At 36.6% G+C, this 22,281-nt stretch carries 25 protein-coding genes, 2 riboswitches and 1 other annotated feature; of the genes, 2 read left to right on the plus strand and 23 right to left on the minus strand.

The annotated features are described in order from the left end of the window. Positions 1-73: 73 nt before the first annotated feature. Positions 74-321 (minus strand) — a binding site (T-box leader). A 176-nt stretch (positions 322-497) separates the two neighbouring features. The 11 genes from ACM6HU_RS24435 to ACM6HU_RS24485 form a co-directional block, all read right to left on the minus strand. Next, positions 498-1,115 carry an NAD(P)-binding protein gene (locus tag ACM6HU_RS24435; RefSeq protein WP_016114021.1) on the minus strand — a complete coding sequence of 206 codons (618 nt, stop codon included), beginning with the start codon at positions 1,113-1,115 and terminating at the stop codon, positions 498-500. Continuing rightward, on the minus strand, positions 1,090-1,842 hold the full coding sequence (locus tag ACM6HU_RS24440) for a sirohydrochlorin chelatase (RefSeq protein WP_033671030.1): 753 nt from the start codon (positions 1,840-1,842) through the stop codon (positions 1,090-1,092). Before ACM6HU_RS24440 ends, ACM6HU_RS24435 begins: the two co-directional genes overlap by 26 nt. 1 nt (position 1,843) lies before the next feature. Next, a complete protein-coding gene (gene cobA, locus ACM6HU_RS24445) occupies positions 1,844-2,620 on the minus strand; it encodes a uroporphyrinogen-III C-methyltransferase (RefSeq protein WP_016114019.1) in 777 nt (258 codons plus the stop codon). Positions 2,621-2,869: 249 nt separating this feature from the next. Then, positions 2,870-3,082: a DUF3906 family protein gene (locus ACM6HU_RS24450; RefSeq protein WP_016114018.1), complete on the minus strand. Its 213-nt coding sequence runs from the start codon at positions 3,080-3,082 to the stop codon at positions 2,870-2,872. 11 nt (positions 3,083-3,093) lie between these two features. Next, positions 3,094-4,716: a nitrite/sulfite reductase gene (locus ACM6HU_RS24455; RefSeq protein ID WP_016114017.1), complete on the minus strand. Its 1,623-nt coding sequence runs from the start codon at positions 4,714-4,716 to the stop codon at positions 3,094-3,096. A gap of 11 nt (positions 4,717-4,727) precedes the next feature. Next, the gene (gene cysC / locus ACM6HU_RS24460) at positions 4,728-5,321 is read right to left on the minus strand and encodes an adenylyl-sulfate kinase (RefSeq protein WP_414848494.1); all 594 of its coding nucleotides are present in this window, start codon (positions 5,319-5,321) and stop codon (positions 4,728-4,730) included. A gap of 12 nt (positions 5,322-5,333) precedes the next feature. Beyond that, a complete protein-coding gene (gene sat, locus ACM6HU_RS24465) occupies positions 5,334-6,470 on the minus strand; it encodes a sulfate adenylyltransferase (protein ID WP_016114015.1) in 1,137 nt (378 codons plus the stop codon). A gap of 45 nt (positions 6,471-6,515) precedes the next feature. After that, the gene (locus ACM6HU_RS24470; protein ID WP_016114014.1) at positions 6,516-7,220 is read right to left on the minus strand and encodes a phosphoadenylyl-sulfate reductase; all 705 of its coding nucleotides are present in this window, start codon (positions 7,218-7,220) and stop codon (positions 6,516-6,518) included. 86 nt (positions 7,221-7,306) lie between these two features. Next, positions 7,307-7,450: a YezD family protein gene (locus ACM6HU_RS24475; RefSeq protein ID WP_003196202.1), complete on the minus strand. Its 144-nt coding sequence runs from the start codon at positions 7,448-7,450 to the stop codon at positions 7,307-7,309. Positions 7,451-7,519: 69 nt separating this feature from the next. Continuing rightward, positions 7,520-7,628: riboswitch (SAM riboswitch) on the minus strand. Positions 7,629-7,733: 105 nt separating this feature from the next. Beyond that, a complete protein-coding gene (gene lysA, locus ACM6HU_RS24480) occupies positions 7,734-9,050 on the minus strand; it encodes a diaminopimelate decarboxylase (RefSeq protein WP_016114013.1) in 1,317 nt (438 codons plus the stop codon). A gap of 331 nt (positions 9,051-9,381) precedes the next feature. Beyond that, positions 9,382-9,564, minus strand: a riboswitch (Lysine riboswitch). 88 nt (positions 9,565-9,652) lie between these two features. Continuing rightward, on the minus strand, positions 9,653-10,045 hold the full coding sequence (locus tag ACM6HU_RS24485; RefSeq protein ID WP_016114012.1) for a DUF3888 domain-containing protein: 393 nt from the start codon (positions 10,043-10,045) through the stop codon (positions 9,653-9,655). 207 nt (positions 10,046-10,252) lie between these two features. Between ACM6HU_RS24485 and ACM6HU_RS24490 the strand changes: the two genes are divergently transcribed. Continuing rightward, the gene (locus tag ACM6HU_RS24490) at positions 10,253-12,139 is read left to right on the plus strand and encodes an LTA synthase family protein (RefSeq protein WP_016114011.1); all 1,887 of its coding nucleotides are present in this window, start codon (positions 10,253-10,255) and stop codon (positions 12,137-12,139) included. A gap of 324 nt (positions 12,140-12,463) precedes the next feature. Continuing rightward, positions 12,464-13,171 (plus strand): CDP-diacylglycerol--serine O-phosphatidyltransferase, encoded by a 708-nt coding sequence (gene pssA / locus ACM6HU_RS24495; protein WP_026008425.1) that lies wholly within the window; start codon positions 12,464-12,466, stop codon positions 13,169-13,171. A 30-nt stretch (positions 13,172-13,201) separates the two neighbouring features. Here pssA and ACM6HU_RS24500 read toward each other — a convergent pair whose 3' ends face one another. The 12 genes from ACM6HU_RS24500 to hisZ all read right to left on the minus strand — a co-directional run bounded on the left by ACM6HU_RS24500 (position 13,202) and on the right by hisZ (position 22,066). Next, positions 13,202-14,173 (minus strand): 2-hydroxyacid dehydrogenase family protein, encoded by a 972-nt coding sequence (locus ACM6HU_RS24500; protein ID WP_016114009.1) that lies wholly within the window; start codon positions 14,171-14,173, stop codon positions 13,202-13,204. Between the two features lie 150 nt (positions 14,174-14,323). After that, a complete protein-coding gene (locus ACM6HU_RS24505) occupies positions 14,324-14,488 on the minus strand; it encodes a DUF4025 domain-containing protein (protein ID WP_003196190.1) in 165 nt (54 codons plus the stop codon). Between the two features lie 69 nt (positions 14,489-14,557). Next, a complete protein-coding gene (locus ACM6HU_RS24510) occupies positions 14,558-15,580 on the minus strand; it encodes a histidinol phosphate phosphatase domain-containing protein (RefSeq protein ID WP_016114008.1) in 1,023 nt (340 codons plus the stop codon). Between the two features lie 12 nt (positions 15,581-15,592). Further along, positions 15,593-15,916: a phosphoribosyl-ATP diphosphatase gene (hisE, locus tag ACM6HU_RS24515; RefSeq protein ID WP_016114007.1), complete on the minus strand. Its 324-nt coding sequence runs from the start codon at positions 15,914-15,916 to the stop codon at positions 15,593-15,595. A gap of 12 nt (positions 15,917-15,928) precedes the next feature. After that, a complete protein-coding gene (gene hisI / locus ACM6HU_RS24520; RefSeq protein ID WP_016114006.1) occupies positions 15,929-16,234 on the minus strand; it encodes a phosphoribosyl-AMP cyclohydrolase in 306 nt (101 codons plus the stop codon). Beyond that, the gene (gene hisF, locus ACM6HU_RS24525) at positions 16,231-16,989 is read right to left on the minus strand and encodes an imidazole glycerol phosphate synthase subunit HisF (RefSeq protein ID WP_414848495.1); all 759 of its coding nucleotides are present in this window, start codon (positions 16,987-16,989) and stop codon (positions 16,231-16,233) included. Before hisF ends, hisI begins: the two co-directional genes overlap by 4 nt. Continuing rightward, positions 16,983-17,702: a 1-(5-phosphoribosyl)-5-[(5-phosphoribosylamino)methylideneamino]imidazole-4-carboxamide isomerase gene (gene hisA / locus ACM6HU_RS24530; protein ID WP_016114004.1), complete on the minus strand. Its 720-nt coding sequence runs from the start codon at positions 17,700-17,702 to the stop codon at positions 16,983-16,985. The genes hisF and hisA overlap by 7 nt, the downstream gene beginning before the upstream one ends. Next, on the minus strand, positions 17,675-18,304 hold the full coding sequence (gene hisH / locus ACM6HU_RS24535) for an imidazole glycerol phosphate synthase subunit HisH (RefSeq protein WP_016114003.1): 630 nt from the start codon (positions 18,302-18,304) through the stop codon (positions 17,675-17,677). Before hisH ends, hisA begins: the two co-directional genes overlap by 28 nt. Next, a complete protein-coding gene (hisB, locus tag ACM6HU_RS24540; RefSeq protein ID WP_016114002.1) occupies positions 18,305-18,889 on the minus strand; it encodes an imidazoleglycerol-phosphate dehydratase HisB in 585 nt (194 codons plus the stop codon). Next, positions 18,889-20,178, minus strand: coding sequence for a histidinol dehydrogenase (gene hisD / locus ACM6HU_RS24545; protein WP_016114001.1), 1,290 nt, complete (start codon positions 20,176-20,178; stop codon positions 18,889-18,891). The genes hisB and hisD overlap by 1 nt, the downstream gene beginning before the upstream one ends. A 14-nt stretch (positions 20,179-20,192) precedes the next feature. Continuing rightward, positions 20,193-20,828, minus strand: a complete 636-nt coding sequence (gene hisG / locus ACM6HU_RS24550) for an ATP phosphoribosyltransferase (RefSeq protein WP_016114000.1) — start codon at positions 20,826-20,828, stop codon at positions 20,193-20,195. Then, on the minus strand, positions 20,804-22,066 hold the full coding sequence (gene hisZ / locus ACM6HU_RS24555) for an ATP phosphoribosyltransferase regulatory subunit (protein ID WP_016113999.1): 1,263 nt from the start codon (positions 22,064-22,066) through the stop codon (positions 20,804-20,806). Before hisZ ends, hisG begins: the two co-directional genes overlap by 25 nt. Between the last annotated feature and the right edge of the window lie 215 nt (positions 22,067-22,281).

Raw genomic sequence — 22,281 nt, forward strand, 5'->3', positions numbered from 1 at the left:
ATTATACACTTTCATTTCATACTCGCACACCTCCTTTAGAAAATAAAAAAGCCCCCTACACGCTACTATGCATGTAGAGGACGATATATGTAATAGAATACCGTGGTACCACCTCGATTGGATTAAATAATCCCACTTGTTCAGGTACAGGAAAAATTCCGATACCCTATCCTTGTAACGGCGGAACCCGGGTTGCCTACTAAATAGTTCAGCATACCTCTCGCAAACCCATTCTGTATATTTTATCGTACCGGGCTCACACCTTATCCCAGCTCTCTGAACGCATCAAATATACGTACTCTTCTTGCTCATCGATTTCATCTATTGAAGTTACTTGTGATTATAGAGTAGATTGCTATATTTGTAAAGAGGAATTTAATTTATCCGGCTATATAAAAGGATCCGACCGCTTCTACGCATGGCCGGATGCTCTCTTCCACCTAAAAAGAAAGGTTTATCTCAGTTTTTTAATTTATATTTTCAGCAATACGTGTATTCTATTCTACACATACTCTTTCAGCTAACTCTTGTAAAAACCTTTCTCTTTTTTTCTGGTTTTGAATATACTCAAGCTTCAACACTTCTTGCAATAAAATATTCTGTTGTCTTTTTTCTAGTCGTAATTGTTTCACCTTCATTCTTACTTCATATAAGAAATCAAGATAGTCTTCATATGTCTCATCATATTTCATCGCAATATCATCCCGAATTTTTTTCGCAAGTTTTGGACTTGCACCTCCAGTAGAAACGGCAACATTGAGCTTTCCTCTATGCATAGTTGCTGGAAAATGAACATTTCCACTTTCAGGATTAGTAATCACATTCACAAGCTGGTTTAATGATGCATCTTGTGCAATATGCTCATTTAATATTGCATCACTTGTAGCTGCTACTACTAAGAATGCATCTTCTAGATCACTTTTTTCATAGTCTTTTTGAAACCAGCGAATTTTCTTTGATTCTACAAGCTTCATTAAACTCTTATCTAAATCACGACTCACTACTACTATATTCGCTCCTTCTTTTAGTAAAGGCGCGATTTTATATGATGCCACTCGGCCACCACCAATGACAACAACTCGTTTATTTCTAATTCGAACTGTAAGTGGGTACACGCTCATCTCCCCTTAAAGTTTCTTCCGTTTTCTGAATCAGCATTTCTTGAAATACATGATTTTCCCCCAAATAAGGACATACATGTATACTCGAATAACTATAATTGCGAACCTCTCGTTCAATATGTTTCATTAACAATCCTGTAAATAGTAGATAAGGCAGAACAACGATGTTCTCATTAGCTCGGTTTACAACTACTTTTAACTTTTCCTCAAATCGCGGCTCCGCTGCAGCTAAATAACATACTTCTACCTTTCCAACTTTCTCTTCTTGTTCAAACAAAGAAGCAATACGCTTAATATCTTGTAACGTCTCAGGATCACTACTCCCCCTTGCAACAAGTAATAGGGTCACTTCATTTTCATACTCTTTAATGCCACTTCCCTTATACGCAGCCGATACGAGTGATTCCGAAACACCAAACGGATTCCCATAAGTCATTACAATGTGAGGATATTTATTTTTCATTTTTTTCAACTCATTTGGGATATCTTCTTTCACATGCCCTGCTGCTAATAAAAAGACCGGAACAACAACAATTTCTGTTGCGCCTCTTCTTACGCAAGCAGCAAAGCCTTCTGAAATAAAAGGCTTTGCTAACTCTAAAAAACACAGCTCTTGAATAGGAGCTGATACACGATTCATACAAGAAGAAACAAAGTCTATCGCTTCCTCTTTCGCCTCTCTCAACCTACTTCCATGGCATATATATAACACAGCTTTCATTTTATAACACTTCGCTTACTGGATACGTAATGTCAGCCTGGCGTTCAAACCAATGAATTTTTTCACGAAAACGAACAACTTCTCCAATCACAATCATACTCGGATTTTGAATCCGCTCTTTTCCAGCAATCGTTACAATTGTTCCTAACGTTCCTGTAATGGTTCGCTGAGATGATGTAGTTCCCCACTCCACAATAGCAACTGGCGTATCTTCTCCTTTTCCATGTTTCAAAAGCTGTTCACATATATAAGGAAGGTTGCTTACTCCCATATAAACAGCAAGCGTATCAACACCTTTCGCTAAGTTTTCCCACTTCACATCTTCTTCAGCACCCTCTTTCCGATGCCCTGTCACAACAGCGAAACTTGCGCTCGCGTCCCGATGTGTAACAGGAATACCAGCATATGCTGAAGCAGCAATCCCAGCTGTAATACCAGGTACAATTTCAAACGGAATACCATGCTTTACTAACGCTTCCGCTTCTTCACCACCTCTTCCGAATACAAATGGATCTCCACCTTTTAAACGCGTTACAATTTTTCCTTTTTTCGCATATTTAACAAGAAAAGCATGAATCGTTTCTTGTTTCATGGTGTGATAGTTTGGTAGCTTCCCACAATATATTAAGTCTGCATCTGGCTTTGCATAAGAAAGTAATTCCTTATTTACAAGACGATCATATAAAATGACATCCGCTCGTTCGATACACTTTACCCCTTTTACAGAAATTAACTCTGGATCTCCCGGCCCTGCACCAACGATATATACTTTTCCCATCATCTCTCCTCATTTCTACTATAAGGTGAAACTTCCATCCCTATTACGAATAGAAGTTACTATATAAATCCATTTTGATTTTCCAACATATAAGTCACTGCTATAAAGAACAAAAGGTGACCTGCACTCGTTTTCTCTCTTTGTTTTCACTCGACATGAGGCAAGAGGAGGAGCTGACCGCTGCTATGCATGGCCGAATGCTCTCTCCCACCTGAAAAGAAAGGTTTGATATCGGTTTTTCAACTTGTATTACACTGTCTCCTGCTCATGAATGACAAATGCTGCACCTGTTCGAATCTTCTTTTTTTCATAGAGAGAGATTTCTTTCACTTCTGGAAGCGGTAAAAAATACTTCTCTAATTCTACTTCCACAAGTTTAAACGCCTGTTCTTCACTTTGCGCAACAACCACTACAGGAACAACACCATTTGCCAATACTGCTTCAAAACGATACAAATCCATATTGCTCCCTCCTAAGATGCAATCACTTCTTCTAAAATATGATTTAAGGCCTCTTGTAAATCTTCTATACCAACGCGTCCTACAAACTCATAAAATGTTTCAGCTGGCAGTTTATGTTCTTTAAAATATGTTAAAAACGATACAAGAACATTGGGAAGGTCTTCTCCATCAATCTTTCCTTTTAATTTTTGGTTATAGACACCACCATCTAATAACGTACCACCTACATAAATTTCAAATGCTTCAACAATTCCTTTTTCTTTCGTTTTCAATTTCACCCCTTGCAAGCCAATGTCCGCAATTTGTCTTTGTCCACATGAATTTGGACATCCTACCATATGAATACGAACCGGAACATCTAAAGCAAGCTGTGTATCTAAATAATCTGCAATATTACGTAGTCTTTCTTTCGTTTCTACTAATGCAAGGTTACAATACTCAATACCTGTGCATGATACCGCATATCCGATGAAAGATTTTGGACTTGCAGAAATAGATTCAAATAAAGGTTCTTTTAACAGTCCTTCTATATTTCCTTTCGGAACATTCGGAATAATGAGGTTTTGTGAGTTGCATGTACGAATTTCACCATTTCCGTACTGTTTCGCAATTCTAGCAATTTCAAAGAACTCCTCAGAGTGTAAGCGACCAACCGGTACGTTAAAACCAACGTATGATAAATTCCCTTGTTTTTGCTTATGAACACCGTAGAAATATCCAGCATTCCATCCTTTTAAAGCATCCTTCCCTTTATCATGTAAATGTCCTGTATATTCTAATAATTTTTCTTTAAATTTTTCCGGTCCCCAATCCGCAACTAAGAATTTCAAACGTGCCAAATGTCGTTTTTCACGATATCCAAAATCACGGAAAACGGTAGCAATTGCAATCGCAACCGATTTCACTTGCCCAGGAAGTATGAATAAATCTAGTTCTTGTGCTAAATACGGACGGGCAGATAACCCCCCGCCTACTCGTAAATGAAATCCCTCCACCGTTTTTCCATCAATCTCTTTTGTAGCCGGAATGAAGGCAGCACAGTTAATCTCAGCATTTGCTGCATTATATACGTTTGTGCTGATCGACATTTTAAACTTTCGAGGTAAATTTGAAAATTCTTCATTATGTTGAAAGAAATCATATACCTCTTTTACAATTGGCGCTGTATCAAATAGTTCATCACCATCAATACCAGCAAGGGGGTTCCCAATAATATTTCTTGTAATATCACCACAAGCTCCCGCTGATGATAATCCTACCTTTTCTAAGCGGTTAAAAATATCTGGTATTTGACCAATTTCAAGCCAATGGAATTGAATCGCCTGTCTTGTAGTAATATCAAGAACATCACGACCATAATCTTCCGCAATTGAAGCCAATACCTCCACTTGTTCATTCGTTAAAATACCAGAAGGAATATTAACGCGCATCATAAAATACCCTGCCTCTTTTGGACGTTGTAAATATAACCCCGCCCACTTAAATGAATCCCACTCTTCTTTCGGAATAGAATCAAATCCATTTTCAGCATAATACGGAATAGCTTTAAAGATTTCTAAGCCATCTTTTTCTAATTTCTTTTTCTCTGTAGCATTTAACTTTTCATTGTTTGCCCACACTTTTTCATAACTCATTTTTATTCCCCCTATATAAAGCTACGCTCTTGTAAGTAACCGATAATTTGTTCTGCACATTGTTCAATCGAATAAAGATACGTTTCTACAACCACTTCTGCTCCAAACGGCTCTTCATACGGCGAATTAATGCCGGTAAATTGCTTAATATCGCCTTGTCTCGCTTTTTTATAGAACCCTTTCGGATCACGTTTCTCACATTCTTCTATTGGACACTTTACAAACACTTCGAGAAATTCGTCCTTTTCAAGAATATCCCTTACTTGCTGGCGATCCACTCGAAATGGAGAAATAAATGCTGTTAATACAATTGTCCCTTGATCTACAAATAACTTTGCCACTTCACCAATACGACGAATATTTTCTGTCCGATCACTTTCGGAAAATTCTAAATCTTTATTTAAACCATGACGAATATTATCGCCATCGAGTACATAATTACCAATATTTTTTTCAAATAATTTTCGGGCAACCGCATTTGCTACTGTTGATTTTCCAGAAGCTGATAAGCCTGTGAACCAAAGGACAAAACTGTGGTGACCACTTTTCTTTCGTCTTTCCTCTTTTAAAACAGATGCTGTATGCCAAGTGATATTTGTTTCCATCCTACTCTCTCCTTATTTTGTAACGACTTCTTTTTGTAAACCACGAATTAATATTTCTATAACTTCTTTACGGCTAAATTCACTTGGTGGAATTTCTCCATTTCGCAACATTTCTCTTACTTTCGTCCCTGATAAAATAACATGTTCTTCTTTACTGTGCGGACATGTTTTCGTAGAGGCCATCGCCTCACATTTTGCACAGTAAAAACTATGTTCAAAGAAGAGTGGTGCAATCCCTAACTCTTCTACTGTAAAATTCGTAAAAATCTCTTGCGCTTCGTACGTACCGTAATAATTCCCTACCCCAGCATGATCACGCCCCACAATGAAGTGCGTACAACCAAAGTTTTTTCTAACCAGTGCGTGAAATATCGCTTCACGTGGTCCTGCATAGCGCATTGCTGCTGGAAAAACACTTAAAAAGACACGGTCACTCGGATAATAATTTTTCAAAAGCACTTCATAACTTTCCATACGTACATCAGCTGGAATATCATCTGATTTCGTTTCACCAACGAGCGGATTTAAAAATAAGCCATCTACAATTTCCAGTGCAGACTTTTGAATATATTCATGTGCACGATGAACAGGATTTCTCGTTTGAAAACCTACCACTGTTTTCCAGCCACGTTTTGCAAACTCTGCACGTGTTTCACTTGGATCTAAATGATAAGAAGCAAACTTATCATTTTCAAAACGCTTCACAAGCGTAATTGTTCCTCCAACATAAACATTTGGCCTGTCATATAACTTTTTCACACCTGGATGGGCAGTATCAGTCGTTTTATAAACAAGCAATGCTTCCTTGTCTTTATCCGGTGTAAAAATATCTTCTATTTGAATCACACCATATGTGGTCCTTTCTTTGACAAGACGAACCTCTTCACCAATTTTTAATTGCTTCGCCTTCTCTTCTGTTATTGGTAGTGTAATAGGTATACTCCATACATCACCACTTACTAAACGCATGTTTTCTATAACAGATTGATAATCTTTCTTTCCTAAAAATCCAGTAAGCGGGCTATAACCACCTATTGCAACAAGCTCTAAATCACTTAAAGCAATTTTGTCCAATTCAATTTCTTTTGTAATCCCCTTTATTTCATATGTTTCATCAATACGATTTACTAATATTTTGGTTTTACTCATTCCCCTGTCCGCCTCTTTCACATATATTTAAAATCAACCATGACCTTATTGATCATGAAGGCCACATTCCGTTTTCATCTTTCCAGCCCATCGTCCATCCCTTGAATCTCCCCTCTCTCCCACAGGCAACGTACATTTTTCACACCCTATACTTGGGTAACCCATGTCGTGCAATGGATTATAAGGCAAATCATGCTTATATACGTAACGCCACACTTCCTTCCACGTCCAATGAATAAGCGGACAAATTTTAATAGATTGGAAGCGATGATCCTGATTTATAAACCTTGTATGTTTACGCGTTTCAGATTGTTCCCTTCTTAGCCCTGATATCCACGCTTTTCCATTCGATAAGGATTCCTCAAGTGATAAAATTTTCCTTAATTTACAACAAAGATTCGGATTATGTTCCCACAAACGATCCCCATGCTTTTTCGCTTGCTCCTCAAGCGTTAGCGAGGGTTGCTTTTCAATAATTTCAAGATCCGGAAACCTTTCGCGCACCCGCTTAATTAAATCGTATGTTTCTTGAAAATGAACGTTTGTATCTAAAAATACAACTTTTGCAGATGGATTTACTTGGTTTATAAGATGTAACAACACCATCCCCTCTACACCAAAGCTACATGCGTATACAATTTCATTTTCATAATGTTTATAGGCCCACTCTAATACTTGTAACGCTCCTTTTGTTTCATCTTTCTCAAAAAAAGAAACGAAATCCTCTTTCCACGTTTCATACGTCAGCATGTTCTTTCCCCCCTGTAACGCAAAAAGACGGTTTTAACCTAATAAAATAGATTAAAACCGCCTCTAGTTTTTCTAGTCAGCGCTTTTTACTTTAAGCGTACCTTTTCACTTTTTTCAAGCTGAATCACTTTTCCATCTTGCACAACAATTGTAATAGAACCATATTTCATATCCGCAAGCATCGTTTGAATTTTCTCAGCTACTTCGTCAAAATGTCCACGCACTCCCACGAACAGCCCCCCTTTTTATTCATAAAAAAAATCTTTTCCATTTCGAAAAGACTGTTCGGTAATATATTTACCTTATCTTTCAAAATGGATGCCATTTTGCTGGACTTAGCACCTTGCTTCTTATAAGCAGGTTGCTGAGCTTCGTAGGGCCAGTTCCCTCCGCTTCTCTTGATAAGCTTTGTATTTGTATTTTATCATAATTCTGATTTTTTCAATCCTAGTTTTCCGATATATTTTATATTTTTTAAAAGGGGTTGCTCTATTTGAACAACTCCTTTTATCACTACACAAGCTCTTTTATACGTATGCGATCGTTCCCAATTATATTTTCATATGTTTCACGTTCAACAACAACTTGTGATGCCCCGCCTTTTGCAAATACTACAGCCGGTCTGCGAATCCGATTATAATTATTAGCCATAGAATATCCATATGCTCCTGTACAAGAGATCGCTAACAAATCTGCTGTAGCAACTTGCGGCAGTTCTATATCCCAAATAAGCATATCTCCACTCTCACAACACTTTCCAGCAATTGAAACAACTTCTTCAGCCTCTTCTTTCCCTCGATTTGCTAGCATCGCCTCATAACGAGCTCCATATAAAGCTGGTCTTAAATTATCTGTCATTCCCCCATCGACTGACACATATTTACGAATGCCAGGGATATCTTTTACAGCTCCTACTGTATAAATTGTTGTTCCTGCATCCCCAACAATACTACGACCTGGTTCAATCCATATTTCAGGAAGTGGATAATTATTTCTTGTAAATTGTTCTCTCACTGCATCTGTTACAGCATGCACATATGTTTCAAGGGTAAGTGGTGTATCAGCTTCTGTATAACGAATACCAAAACCTCCACCAACATTTAACACTGTTACAACATAACCAGTCTGTTCTCTTATCTCTTCTAAAAAGTTATGCAATACTTCAATCGCTCGAACAAATCCTGCTGTTTCAAAAATTTGTGATCCAATATGTGAATGAATACCTAACACATTATAATTTGATTTCTCTAGTGCTATTTGAGTCGCCTGCATTGCCTGACCAGTCGAAACTCCAAAACCAAATTTCGAATCATCTTGCCCTGTTGTAATATATTCATGTGTATGCGCCTCTACTCCAGGTGTAACTCGAATTAATATATTTACAATTTTTCCATACTGCTGTGCTAAGTCATGTAATATTTCCATTTCAAAGAAATTATCTACCACAAAGCAGCCAACATCTGCTTGCAGCGCCATGACAATCTCTTCTTCGGTCTTATTATTACCATGAAAATGAATGCGTGATGCAGGAAAACCAACTTGCAAAGCAGTATACAATTCGCCCCCAGAAACAACATCTAAAGACATATTTTCTTCACGAGCTACTCGGCACATCTCCATGCACAAGAACGCTTTACTTGCATACGCTACTTGGTAAGAGAATCCACTTTCCTGGAAAGCACGATGAAACGCGCGGCATTTTTCCCGAATAGAAGCCTCATCGTATACATAAAGTGGTGTCCCATACTGTTTGGCTAGCTGCGTTGTATCGCATCCTCCAATTTCTAAGTGTCCTTGCTCATTGATTCGGCTTGTGCCGTGTAAATACATTTGAATTCCTCCCTTATTTCCTCTAAAACTCATAACCCCAATCTTCTTCTATTCATTGCAGCGCGTTTTTAGATAAAGTGAAACTTTAATCAGTGGGAGTTTCATCCCCACTGATTATGAGCCTTCACCAATCGGGCTTTTACGGGTAGTTGATCCTCCACCTAACTTCTTTGTTTTCTCAGAATTTTAAGATATGAGATCCTACTGCCCGTTAAAGCAGGGTAAACAAAAAACGCGCGGAACAATGTTCACACGCGTTTCTTATTAGGAATAATGTATCATGAAAAAATAAACGAGTTGTTATCTTCTCAAATAAGAAACCGCATCAACATCTCCAAATAGCTCTCCATAAAATAAAATCTTATGACAGTACTACATTTATTCAATGTAGTCCCAATATATGAATGACGTGGTCACTCTTACATTTCGGCAATAGTCCCTTTCAATCTATGATCACAGATTCCACTAAATCTCCCATAGCTTACTCTTTCCTATCGCGGCCTCTACCTTTGAGAGTAGATGAGGTAAATCTATTTAATTTTCAAACATCTAATGTTGGTATTAACAATACCAAACGAATAAATTATTTGTCAAACAATTTTTCACATTGTTTTTTTACAATTTAATTTCGTATTATCTGGTAAGCGCTTTATATCTATTTTTTTCACGGTCCATTCTCCCTCATCATTATTAAACGTAATTCTTATTTTTTCAAATGGCGGAAGTACTTTCCCACCTATGGCTTCATATTTCGTCACTTCAATTACAGCTTGAAATAAATATGTACCACTATACATTTTTTTCAAACTAACAATCTTCGGGCATTCATACGGTTTTTGTTTCCCATAATGCTTCTCAATCGCTACATTTATTTGCGGAAACAAAACGGAATAAAGAGCATCTTCTAATAATGGCGCATCATATTGTGCAGCAAAAACTGTAGGGGTAGAAAAGAATAAAAAACCACTACATATGAAACAAAATAACTTTTTCATCATAACCTCCGTATCAAAATGCGATATGGTTATTGTCTCCGTTTTCTCTTTTTCTAACCAATTCTTATAAAAATTATCCACAATTCTGCTTTGTTTTCGTATAATAGTACATAAAGATATACGACTGTTCGTATATATAAAGTGAAACTTCTATCATTAGAACTACAATCACTAGAACCGTCACTTACAGTAGGAGAGGAGTATGTTATGCTACAACATTTGTTTCCAAAATTACGATTTGCACTTGTTGCAGTCGTTTTATTATGGATAAAAACATATATAGTGTACAAGCTAGCCTTCGATATTAAAATTGATAGCTTCTTTGAAGAAATGATGCTTTTGTTTAATCCAATTGCTTCATTGCTTTTATTTTTTGGTCTAGCTTTATTAGCATCAAAGTATCGAAATCGAATTATTATTGGAATCAGCTTTTTGCTGTCATTTATTTTATTTGGAAACGCGATGTTTTACGGTTTTTATAATGACTTTGTCACATTCCCTGTTTTATTCCAAACAAATAACATGGCTGATTTAGGAACAAGTATTAAAGAACTATTTACGTACAAGACATTACTTCTATTTGCGGATGCAATTATTCTAATGTTTATTTCACGTAAGTTCCCGGAATTTTGCAATAATACGCCACTATCTCGCTCTGAAAAACAAAGCTTTTTTAGTGGTATAACAGCTCTATTAGCATTGCAAGTTATTGTTTCTGTCGTTCATAAACCGCAGTTATTTTCACACTCTTTTGATCGTCAAACCGTTGTAAAAAATCTAGGTTTATACACATATCATCTATTTGACATTACACTTCAGTCTAAATCTTCTGCAGAGCGTGTATTTGCAAGTGGAGACGGTTTTTCTGAGATTAAAAACTACGTGAATTCAAAAGATAAACAAGTTGATAAAAGTTTATTTGGAGTTGCAAAAGGAAAAAATGTCATTTTAATTTCAATGGAATCCACACAAAATTTTGTTATCAACAAAAAAATAAATGGAAAAGAAATTACTCCATTTTTAAATCAATTTATAAAAGATAGTTATTATTTCGATAACTTTTATCATCAAACTGGACAAGGAAAAACATCCGATGCCGAATTTATTGTAGAAAATTCATTATATCCATTAGACCGTGGCTCTGTATTCTTTACACATGCAAACAATGAGTACACAGCAACTCCTGAGCAGTTAAAAAAATATGGATATTATTCCGCAGTCTTCCATTCGAATGATAAAACTTTCTGGAATCGTGATGTAATGTATCCAGCACTCGGATACGATCGTTATTTTAACCTAAATGATTATACAGGAACAGAACAAATGTCTGTTGGGTGGGGACTAAAAGATAAAGAGTTCTTTGAACAATCGATCTCCAAGCTTAAATCTTTACCACAACCGTTTTATACAAAATTTATTACATTAACAAATCATTTCCCATTTCTTTTAAATCCAGAAGATCAATATATTAATGAGTATAATTCTGAGAGTGGTGTACTAAATCGTTATTTCCCAACCGTTCGCTATACAGATGAATCTCTGAAACTATTTATCAATCGATTAAAAGAAGAAGGGTTATACGATAATTCAGTTATTATTATTTACGGGGATCATTACGGTATTTCTGAAAATCATAATGCTGCTATGGCACAATTTCTCGGTAAAGAATCCATAACTCCATTTGATTCGATGCAATTGCAACGTGTACCACTTATTATTCATGTACCTGGTCAAGAAGGAAAAGTTATTTCTAAAGTATCTGGACAAATCGATATAAAACCAACATTGCTCCATTTACTTGGTGTCAAAACAAACCAATCCATTGAGTTTGGTACCGATTTATTTGCAAAAAATGAGCATCCACTTATGATTATGCGTGATGGTAGTTTCGTAACAAACGATTATGTTTATACAAAAAATATGTGCTATAAAAAAAGCACAGGTGAATCTATTGATTCAGCAATTTGCCAGCCATATATTGAAAAAGCAAAAACAGAATTAAGTTATTCTGATAAACTTATCTATGGAGATTTATTACGATTTGATCCTAACAATAAATACAAAACGGGAACAATGATAACTAAATTTGAATGACCCTAAAAGCAACCTTAAATGATAACAATTTGAGGTTGCTTATTTCTTAATTAAATTTTTACCCTTTCTTAAACATGATGATCTTATCTAACAAAATCTCTCCCCCAACTCAAAGCTCAGTAGAAATAAAAAAGTTAGACAAGGGATAAACTACTCATGAAAGCCTGCCTTAATGAACCACATCGCTGAATACGATTTCACTTAACGAAATCTTTCACAAAATGGGAATTTTTTCGTACGTGGAAAGAAATTTATGTTATGATAAAACAAGTAAACTTTCATACACTAATTAAGAATTTATTACAGAAAGCAAGGGATCAGATTTTGTATAGAGCAGCAATTCCAAACTTATTTACGCTCGGAAATTTATACAGTGGATTTTTATCAATCGGCTATGCATCTTTAGGGTATTATAAACCAGCTGCTATTTTAGTACTAATCGGGATGATGTTAGATAGTCTTGATGGTCGGGTTGCTCGTTTATTGCGTGTTGATTCACAAATGGGAAAAGAACTTGATTCACTAGCAGATGTTGTAACATTCGGTGCTGCACCTGCGGTTTTAATGTACTACACTTCCTTTTCCAATTACGGAATTATCGGACTATACATAGCAGGCCTATTCCCTCTGTTCGGAGCATATCGCTTAGCAAGATTCAATGTAACGCCTTCCTCTACTTCTATGAAATATTTCACTGGCGTTCCTATTACTGCAGCAGGAGGACTTGTTGCCTTCTTAACATTGTTTTCGCATACCATTCCAAAAATTGTCCTCATTACAGTATTTGTAACGTTTGCATTTTTAATGGTAAGCCGTATTCGCATCCCAAGTTTAAAAGATGTGCCAATTCCACGATACAGTATCATTGTTACACTATTTTTAATCGGCAGTATTTATACAATGTATAAAACAAGTTTTGGCAACATTTCAGTATTTCTATTCATTGCTATTCCACTTTATATTTTGTTTATGTTATCTCAATTTATTAGACAAAGACCTTCTCATAAAAAACGAGCAAATAAAGAAAAGTAGAAAGAACCCTTCCAGTTGGAAGGGTTCTTTCTATTTTGTAACAAATTCCTTTTGGTTTACAGGTGTTAATGGTTCTTCTCCTTCTAATACAGCTAAAATGTTACGCACTGCCATTTCAGCCATAGCATCACGAGTTTCAAATGTTGCGTTTCCAACATGCGGAGTAAGGACAACATTTTTCAGTCCCTTTAATCTCTCTGTAATTTTCGGTTCAAACTCAAATACATCAAGAGCTGCCCCTTCAATTTCATTTGTCTCTAACGCATGAGCAAGCGCTAGTTCATTCATGATTGGACCACGTGCTGCATTTATAATATATGCTGTTTTCTTCATCATTTTAAATTGTTCTTCATTAATCATATGATGAAGACTTGGATTATACGCACAATTAATCGTAATAAAGTCTGCTGTTTGTAATAGTTCTTCTAATGTTACATATGTTGCTTCTAATTCACTTTCTGTCTCATACTTACGGTTTGGACCTGTATAAATCACATTCATTCCAAATGCTTTTGCACGTTTCGCAACTGCTTTTCCAATTTCACCAAGACCGATGATTCCAATTGTTTTCCCATATACTTCTCGACCGAGGAAAAAGAGTGGTGCCCAGCCATTAAATCCCACTGTACGACATAGTGTATCTCCTTCTGGAATTCGTCTTGCAGCCGCTAAAAGAATAGCAAATGTTAACTCTGCTGTTGCTTCTGTTGAAACTTTCGGTGTATTTGTAACTACAACTCCTTTTTCTGCTGCATACTTGTAAGCAATATTATCGTAACCTGCACCATAGTTGGCAATAATTTTCAAATCAGGTGCTGCATCAATCACTTCTTTTGTTACCTTTGTAGAAAGTAAACTTAACAGTGCATCTTTATCCTTAACTCGCTTTGCTAATTCTTCGGTACTGATTAACTCTTCTTTGTCATACATTTCTATTTCATGATTTTGTAATAACTGTAATCCGATTTCTGGAATATTTCCTGCTACTAATATTTTCGCCATTACTAAGCACCTCTTCTATTTAAAAATGAGAACTTCCTTACATTTTATTGTAAGAAATCTATGTCAAAAAAGCCAAGAAATTTGATTACAGTTTTGAAAATTGACACTTTTTCTCATAAGAAAAGGGGAGATGGATATCTCCCCTTTTACTCATTGTTCTTCACTAGATTGTTTTCCCAGCTTTGCATCAATCGTTCCCTCTGCTACCGTATCACTAATTTGTTCTTGTACTACAGAATCAACTTCTTCGTTCGTTTGGGAAGTATAACTTTGATTCGTCACTTTCATACTCTGTTTATTATTTTGTTTTACCATTTAAAACCCTCCTTTATCATTCTTTCTTATTTTGAGCAAAAAGAAAGGTTTTCATCACGAAATCATGTTTTACTTTGAAACAATTACCGATTCTTCTTCAAGCAGTTGCATCTTCCTCACCCGTTCTTCAAATGTAGCAACATGAGAAATACCATGATTACGTAATGTTTTCACGTTTTCTTGGACATAATTTCCTAAATCATTTGGGTAATGAGCATCTGATGAAAGAGTAATTGGTACTTTATATTTTGCCAACACTTGTAAATACAGTGGACTTGGACACATCTCTCGAACAGGATAACGATAATATAATCCGGCATTTACTTCCGTTGCTGTATTTGTTTCTATTAATGCCTTAGCAATTCTTTCGTAATATGGAATCTGTACATTTTCATCTAATCGATAATTAAATACTTTTATATTATCAAGATGCGCTACAATATCAAACATTCTCGAACGAACGGCCTTTTCAACTGTTGTGAAAAATACATCATACAATGTATTTAGCTGATGGTTTTCGAAATATTCTTTCGTATCTGGGTTATCAAATCCCCATCCATCAATAAAATGCACAGAACCAATTACGTAATCCCAATCTCCTAATGCCAATAATTTTTGTAATTCATCTTCCCCACCCATAAAATAATCAGCTTCAATCCCTAGACGCAGTACTACCCCTCTTTTTCTCCAGTGCTCCTTTGCCTCTTGGATTGCTTTTGTAAAATCAGAAATCGATGCTACTCGCACTTGATCTAGCCATTCTTTCTGCAGACGACCGAGCTTTGACTCACTAATGTCTACATATTTCTCATAATATTCCTTCGCCTCATAAAAACGATATAAGTGATCAACAATACCAACTTCTTTTATTCCTTTTCGCAGTGCTTCTTCTAAATAGAAATCAATCCAATCTATTGTAAATGGACCCTCTTGTACTCTTTTTTGCAAGCGTTCTTGTGTTTTCATAAGCCATTCAATCGAATGCCGCTCTTCTTCTAACGGTTGATAATATTCTATTGATTCATTTATTCTCGCCAACCACCCTAGCGAATACGGCCCCTCTTCTAAATGAAGGTGATAATCCACTTTCATAGTTTCTCCCCCTTATAACGTATCAATTTCTTTACGCTCTCCTGTTTTTGAGAGCTTTCCTTGTCTCTCTTTCACTTCTTCCAACACATCTTCTAATGGAATATTTTTTGCGGCTAGTAAAACAAAGCAGTGATAAATCACATCGACCATTTCTTTTATAAGTTCTTCTTTATCATCATTTTTTGCAGCGATTACCACTTCTGTACACTCTTCCCCTATTTTTTTTAAAATCTTATCTTCACCTTTTGTAAATAAATAATTTGTATATGATTCCGAAATTGGACTTTCTTTACGCCGCTCGATGGTTGCATATAAAGACTTCAGTACGTCTTCCATCCTCAGGTCCCCCTATATGATTTTATAATGAAAGCATGTTTTCTCTCCTGTATGACAAGCTGGTCCTACTTGCTTAACAATAATTACAATCGAATCTTGATCACAATCTAAATAAAGAGACTGAACATACTGCATGTGCCCAGACGTTTCTCCTTTGTTCCATAACGCTTGCCGCGAACGTGAATAAAACCATGTTTTCTTCGTTTCTAACGTTTTTTTATACGCTTCTTCATTCATATATGCTAGCATCAAAACTTCTTTTGTTTCTTCTTCTACCACAACAGCTGGCAACAATCCTTTGGAGAAATCAGGTGTCATATTCTCACCTCAATTTTCGCTTCTTGTAATTTCCGCTTCACCTCTTGCACTGTTGCCTCACCATAGTGAAAAATGGAGGCTGCTAATGCTGCATTTACCGATGTTTTTTGAAACACCTTTACAATATGCTCTGCGCTTCCACATCCTCCTGACGCAATAACTGGAATCGAAACAGCTTCTGAAATTGTTTCTGTTAAACGAATATCATAGCCATCCTTCGTCCCATCTGCATCCATACTCGTAAGTAAAATTTCGCCAGCTCCTAACTGTTCTATCTGTTTTGCCCATTGTACAGCATCGATTCCCGTATCAATCCGTCCACCGTTTACATATACATTCCATTTATTTTTTTTTACTTCCCTTGCATCAATTGCGACCACAATACATTGAGAACCGAAATGTCCGGCACCTTCCTCAATTAAATTTGGATTTCGTACTGCCGCTGAGTTAAGTGAAATTTTGTCCGCGCCTGCTCTTAGCAAGGCATACATATCTTGAACAGTTGCAATCCCGCCACCTACTGTAAGCGGAATAAACACTTTCGAAGCTGCTCTCTCTACAACATCTATAATTGTTTTTCTCCCCTCATGCGTCGCCGTAATATCTAAAAAAACAATTTCATCTGCACCTGCTTTATTATACAAAGCAGCTATTTCAACAGGATCACCAACATCTTGTAATCCTACAAAATTCACACCCTTTACAACGCGGCCGTCTTTCACATCTAAACATGGAATAATTCGCTTCGTTAACATATCTTTGTCACTTGCAATGCCTCTTCTAAATCAATTGTTTTTTCATATAGCGCTTTTCCAATAATAACGCCATATACATTCATATCGTTTAACTTCTGTACATCTTGCAATGAGCATACGCCGCCCGATGCAACTATACGGATTGCCACCGCCTTCTGTAGTAATTGTAATTGCTCAAAGTTCGGACCCTCTAACGTACCGTCTTTTGCAATATCTGTAAAAATGATTGTTTGTACGCCGACACTTTCCATTTTCTTCGCAAGGTCGATATAAGAAATTTCAGACACATCTAACCAGCCTCTCGTTGCAACGTAACCGTTTTTCGCATCAATACCAACAATAATGTTTTCTCCATATGAACGAACTGCTTCTTCTAAAAAAGGACGATCATACAATGCTACCGTTCCTAAAATGACTTTTTCCACTCCTACTGACAGTAACATTTCAACCGTTTCGAGAGAACGTATTCCTCCGCCTACTTGAACGGGAATTCGAACTGCTTTACATATATCCTCAATTACGGAAAGATTCATTGATTGACCTGCAACCGCTCCATCTAGATCAACAATGTGCAATGTTCTTGCTCCTAATTTTTCAAACAATAATGCTTGAGCAACTGGATCTTCATTCATAACTGTTTCTTTATTAAATTCTCCTTGATAAAGCCTAACACATCGCCCTTGTTTTAAATCGATAGCTGGGAAGATTTCCATGATTCTACCACCCCTTTAAAATTTCTTAATATTTGTATTCCGATATCACCGCTTTTTTCAGGGTGAAACTGTGCCCCAAATATATTTCCTTTCGCAACAATCCCTGGAATATCAATCTTATAGTCACTACTGCCACATACAATCTCACTTGGACAATCTGCATAGTAGGAATGAACGTAATACACAAATGAACCATCTTCTACTTTATTCCACAACTTAATTTCTCGTTTCTTCTTTAATTGATTCCAGCCCATATGCGGGATTTTATAAGGAACTTTCAGCTTTCGAATTAGTCCTGGCAACAAACCTAACCCTTTTGTTCTCTCTATTTCTTCACTTTCTTCAAATAAAAGCTGCATCCCTAAACAAATACCAAGGAGTGGTTTTCCTTGCGCTCCAATTTCTTGAATCATTGAAACAAGATCTTTTTCCTGCAAAGCAATCATCGCTTTTGGAAAAGCTCCAACTCCTGGTAAGATCACACCGTCACTTTGTAATATCCTCTCTTTATCATCTGTTACAATATGCTCAGCCCCAATACGCGTTAACGCTTGTTCAACACTGCGAATATTCCCCATTCCATAATCTACAATTGCAATCAATTACAACAGTCCTTTCGTAGAGTTTACACCAACAATTTTGTCATTTTTGTCTACCGCTTCGCGCAGTGCACGCCCAAATGCTTTAAATAACGCTTCAATTTTGTGGTGGGTATTACTGCCATATAAAATGCGAGCATGTAGTGTTATATTCGCCGCATGAGCAACCGCTCTGAAAAACTCTTCTGTCAGTTCTGTATCAAAATCTCCTAACTTAGGGTTTTTCAATTCACCTTGAAAGACAAGATAAGATCGTCCACTTATATCAATCGCTACAAAACCTAATGCTTCATCCATTGGTACATATGCTGCTCCATAGCGGTTAATACCTTCTTTATTTTGCAATGCCTCTTTCAAACAGTTTCCAAGCACAATCCCAACATCTTCAACAGTATGATGAGCGTCAACAAACACATCACCTTCTGCTTCAATTTGCAAACCAAATCTACCATGCTTCGCAAACAAAGTTAGCATATGATCAAAGAATCCAACCCCTGTTTGAATTGAAACGTTTGTACTTTCATCTAGTTGTAAACTCAGTTTAATTTTTGTTTCTGTCGTTCCCCGTACTTGACTTGCCTCACGCATTATTTCTCCTCCTCAAATCGAATTTGAATCGCTCTCGCGTGCGCGTGTAATCCCTCTTTATCGGCGAGCGTTGTAATATGGTGTTGAACGTTTTGTAACGCTTCTTTTGTATATGATACAAAGCTCGATTTTTTCACAAAATCATCAACTGATAACGGCGAAAAGAAACGCGCTGTTCCGCTTGTTGGCAGTACATGATTCGGTCCTGCAAAATAGTCTCCAAGAGGCTCTGGGGCATAGGGTCCAATAAAAATCGAACCCGCATGCTGAATATATGCCAAGGCATTCATCGGCTCATTTATATGCAACTCTAAATGCTCCGGTGCTATTTCATTCGACAATTGAAACGCATGATTTAGCGAAGGAACAACGAGAATTGCTCCGTTTCTTTCTATCGATTCACGAGCTATTTCACTTCTTGGTAATACTCGAAGTTGTTGCTTTATTTCTCTTTCTATCTCTTTAGCAAGTTCTACACAAGTTGTAATACAAATCGCTGTTGCCCTCACATCATGCTCAGCTTGAGATAATAAGTCTGCTGCGATAAAAGACGCATTTCCAGTTTTGTCAGCAATTACAACGATTTCAGATGGCCCAGCAATCATATCGATATGAACAGCTCCAAATACCTCACGTTTTGCAAAAGCCACATATATATTCCCTGGACCGACAATTTTATCAACTTTCGGAATCGATTCCGTCCCATATGCTAATGCCGCTATAGCTTGTGCACCACCTACGGTATAAATTTCATCTACACCGGCAATTTCAGCAGCTGCTAAAATATGTGGATCTATTCCCTCTTTCCCTGGTGGTGTTACCATTACAACTTTCTGAACACCGGCAATTTTAGCAGGTAATACATTCATGAGTACAGATGACGGATAAGATGCAGTTCCTCCTGGTACATATACACCAACTGTTTGCAATGGTCTAATCAGTTGCCCACGAATCACACCTTCGTTTTCACAATCTAAAAAGGATTGCCTTTTTTGTTTTTCATGGTATGAGATGATATTTTTCTTTGCGCATTGCAATGCTTCTAGAAATGAAGATTCTACATATTCACTCGCTTTTTCAATTTCTTCTTTTGCAACACGTAACTTTTGTACTTCAATTCCATCAAAAGTTTTTGTATAAGAAAATAGTGCCTCATCTTTCCTTTCTCTCACCCGCTCAACAATTTCTCTTACGCGTATCTGTACAGTTTCTTCTATTATATTAGCCTGTTCTCTTAACTGTTTTATTCTCTTCAACGCTTCCGTGTAGTTTTCAGATATTACCTCCACCCAGAGTCCCTCCTTTATTTATCTGCAGTGATTACACACTCCATCTTATTGATAATATCGAATATTTCGTCTTTTTTTGTTTTTAAAGCAGCTTTATTTACAATCATGCGAGCTGATATTGAATACATTTCTTCAAATACAATCAATCCATTTTCTTGTAATGTTTTTCCCGTCTCTACAATATCAACAATCGCATCTGCTAATCCAAGAAGTGGAGCGATTTCTACCGAACCTTCTATTTTAATAATTTCTACATCTTCTCCCTTACCACGAAAATAAGTGGAAGTAATATGCGGATATTTTGTAGCAATTCTCTTTTTCCGATAGCCTTTCGGATTATATGTTGGGATAGAAGCGACACAAAACTTACAACATCCTACTTCTAAATCCACCATTTCATATATATCTTTCTCATATTCCATTAAAATATCTTTTCCAACAATACCAATGTCTGCAACACCATGTTCCACATAAGTTGCAACATCTACTGCTTTCACTAGAATGAATGAAACATTGCTACTAGCGCTTTGGAATACAAGCTTTCTTCCTTTATCCATCAGTTCCGAACAATCAATCCCAATCTTTTCAAACAGTGGAATGACATGTTTCTCAAGTCTCCCCTTTGTTAACGCAATTTGAATGTTACGCATGAAGTTTCCCCTTCTTTCTGTATCACCCATTTTTCTTTCCACACATATTCCACTAATGCTTTTCCAGTCGCTTCGATCACTTTTATAATCCCTTTCTTCTTCGCAAACTGAAATGTATCTTGCAAATTCTCAAACATAGATAATTCCACTTTCCACCCATCTTTCTGAAGTAAACCACATAGTCTTTCTGCTTCTGCTATCCTATCCAAAGAATAATGAATGATCATATCTAATTTTTTTCGTTTGAATTGTTTTTGCTGTTCTTGTAATGTCCGGACAATTTGATTTACTTGTACAGCCAAGCCGACTGCTGACATCGGTTCTCCAAAATTACCAAGCAATTCATCATATCTTCCGCCACGAACAATTTCTCCCCCAACATCATATATATAACCTCTAAAAATAACTCCCGTATAATAATGCAAATGTTGAATCATCCCAAGATCAATTGATATATACGAACCATATCCTAATTTTTCAATCGTTTTATAGATTTCTTTTACCCGCGCAATCGCTTGCTTCATCTCATAGTTTGAAGCAAGCTTTTCTGCTTCTTCAATTACTTCGAGTTTTCCGAATAATCTTGGTAATCTTTCAAGTAACTGTACAGTTTCATCACGTCGATCTAAATTCTTTTCTTGTAAAAAACGGGATAACTCTGCATAATTTTTACTTTCAATATACGTACGTAAGAGCGACTCCTCTTCTTCTCCAAATGACAGCTTTTTAACAATACATTTGTATAACTGAACTTGCCCTAATTCTATTGTAAAAGCCTGAATCCCTACAGCTTGAAGAGCATGAATTGCACTTACGATACATTCAATTTCAGCACGTATATTATCAATCCCGATTATTTCAATACCTGTTTGAATGATTTCATTGTATTTTCCAGATAGTGATTCATTCGCTCGAAACACATTCCCACTGTATGTTAATTTTACAGGCGCTTCCTCACCGTGGGTTCCTATTACTCTTGCAAGTGGAATTGTCATATCAGGCCTTAACACGATAATGCGTCCTTGTTGGTCAAAAAACTTATACATTTTCTCTTCATCTATCGGCCGATTCCGAAAAGAAAAGACATCATAAAATTCAATCGTAGGCGTTCGTATTTCCTCATAACCTCTTCCTAAAAAAGTACGTCGTAATTTTTGTTCAACTTCTTCTATTAATGTACACTCTTCAAATACATAATCTCTTGTTCCATCTGGATTTGCTCGTTTCCATTTTGTCATACCGCTTTACACTCCTTTCAATTCTGTTCACCAAACTTTCCCCTTCTAGTGTATGCACACTATAACAATCACGAACAAAATAAAAAGAGCCTTGTAGAAAAAATACCTACAAGGCCCTTTCATAGGGTGTAGGTACAACGGGAATAACCCTTGTACCTACACGTTGTTCACGCTAGGTTCAAGGGTTTATGTATGATGATGTAGTTGTGTAAGCA

It is taken from the genome of Bacillus sp. IT-79MI2 (genome assembly GCF_949768135.1).
GTDB classification, from domain to species: domain Bacteria; phylum Bacillota; class Bacilli; order Bacillales; family Bacillaceae_G; genus Bacillus_A; species Bacillus_A pseudomycoides.

Excerpts from the sequence above, each read along its gene's own strand:
- ACM6HU_RS24440 (WP_033671030.1), bottom strand. The coding sequence starts at position 1,842 with ATGAAAGCTGTGTTATATATATGCCATGGAAGTAGGTTGAGAGAGGCG.
- cobA (WP_016114019.1), bottom strand. The coding sequence starts at position 2,620 with ATGGGAAAAGTATATATCGTTGGTGCAGGGCCGGGAGATCCAGAGTTA.
- ACM6HU_RS24450 (WP_016114018.1), bottom strand. The coding sequence starts at position 3,082 with ATGGATTTGTATCGTTTTGAAGCAGTATTGGCAAATGGTGTTGTTCCT.
- ACM6HU_RS24455 (WP_016114017.1), bottom strand. The coding sequence starts at position 4,716 with ATGAGTTATGAAAAAGTGTGGGCAAACAATGAAAAGTTAAATGCTACA.
- cysC (WP_414848494.1), bottom strand. The coding sequence starts at position 5,321 with ATGGAAACAAATATCACTTGGCATACAGCATCTGTTTTAAAAGAGGAA.
- sat (WP_016114015.1), bottom strand. The coding sequence starts at position 6,470 with ATGAGTAAAACCAAAATATTAGTAAATCGTATTGATGAAACATATGAA.
- ACM6HU_RS24470 (WP_016114014.1), bottom strand. The coding sequence starts at position 7,220 with ATGCTGACGTATGAAACGTGGAAAGAGGATTTCGTTTCTTTTTTTGAG.
- lysA (WP_016114013.1), bottom strand. The coding sequence starts at position 9,050 with ATGTATTTACACGGCACAAGCCGAATCAATGAGCAAGGACACTTAGAA.
- ACM6HU_RS24485 (WP_016114012.1), bottom strand. The coding sequence starts at position 10,045 with ATGAAAAAGTTATTTTGTTTCATATGTAGTGGTTTTTTATTCTTTTCT.
- ACM6HU_RS24490 (WP_016114011.1), top strand. The coding sequence starts at position 10,253 with ATGCTACAACATTTGTTTCCAAAATTACGATTTGCACTTGTTGCAGTC.
- ACM6HU_RS24500 (WP_016114009.1), bottom strand. The coding sequence starts at position 14,173 with ATGGCGAAAATATTAGTAGCAGGAAATATTCCAGAAATCGGATTACAG.
- ACM6HU_RS24505 (WP_003196190.1), bottom strand. The coding sequence starts at position 14,488 with ATGGTAAAACAAAATAATAAACAGAGTATGAAAGTGACGAATCAAAGT.
- ACM6HU_RS24510 (WP_016114008.1), bottom strand. The coding sequence starts at position 15,580 with ATGAAAGTGGATTATCACCTTCATTTAGAAGAGGGGCCGTATTCGCTA.
- hisE (WP_016114007.1), bottom strand. The coding sequence starts at position 15,916 with ATGGAAGACGTACTGAAGTCTTTATATGCAACCATCGAGCGGCGTAAA.
- hisI (WP_016114006.1), bottom strand. The coding sequence starts at position 16,234 with ATGACACCTGATTTCTCCAAAGGATTGTTGCCAGCTGTTGTGGTAGAA.
- hisF (WP_414848495.1), bottom strand. The coding sequence starts at position 16,989 with ATGTTAACGAAGCGAATTATTCCATGTTTAGATGTGAAAGACGGCCGC.
- hisA (WP_016114004.1), bottom strand. The coding sequence starts at position 17,702 with ATGGAAATCTTCCCAGCTATCGATTTAAAACAAGGGCGATGTGTTAGG.
- hisB (WP_016114002.1), bottom strand. The coding sequence starts at position 18,889 with ATGCGTGAGGCAAGTCAAGTACGGGGAACGACAGAAACAAAAATTAAA.
- hisG (WP_016114000.1), bottom strand. The coding sequence starts at position 20,828 with ATGCGTAACATTCAAATTGCGTTAACAAAGGGGAGACTTGAGAAACAT.
- hisZ (WP_016113999.1), bottom strand. The coding sequence starts at position 22,066 with ATGACAAAATGGAAACGAGCAAATCCAGATGGAACAAGAGATTATGTA.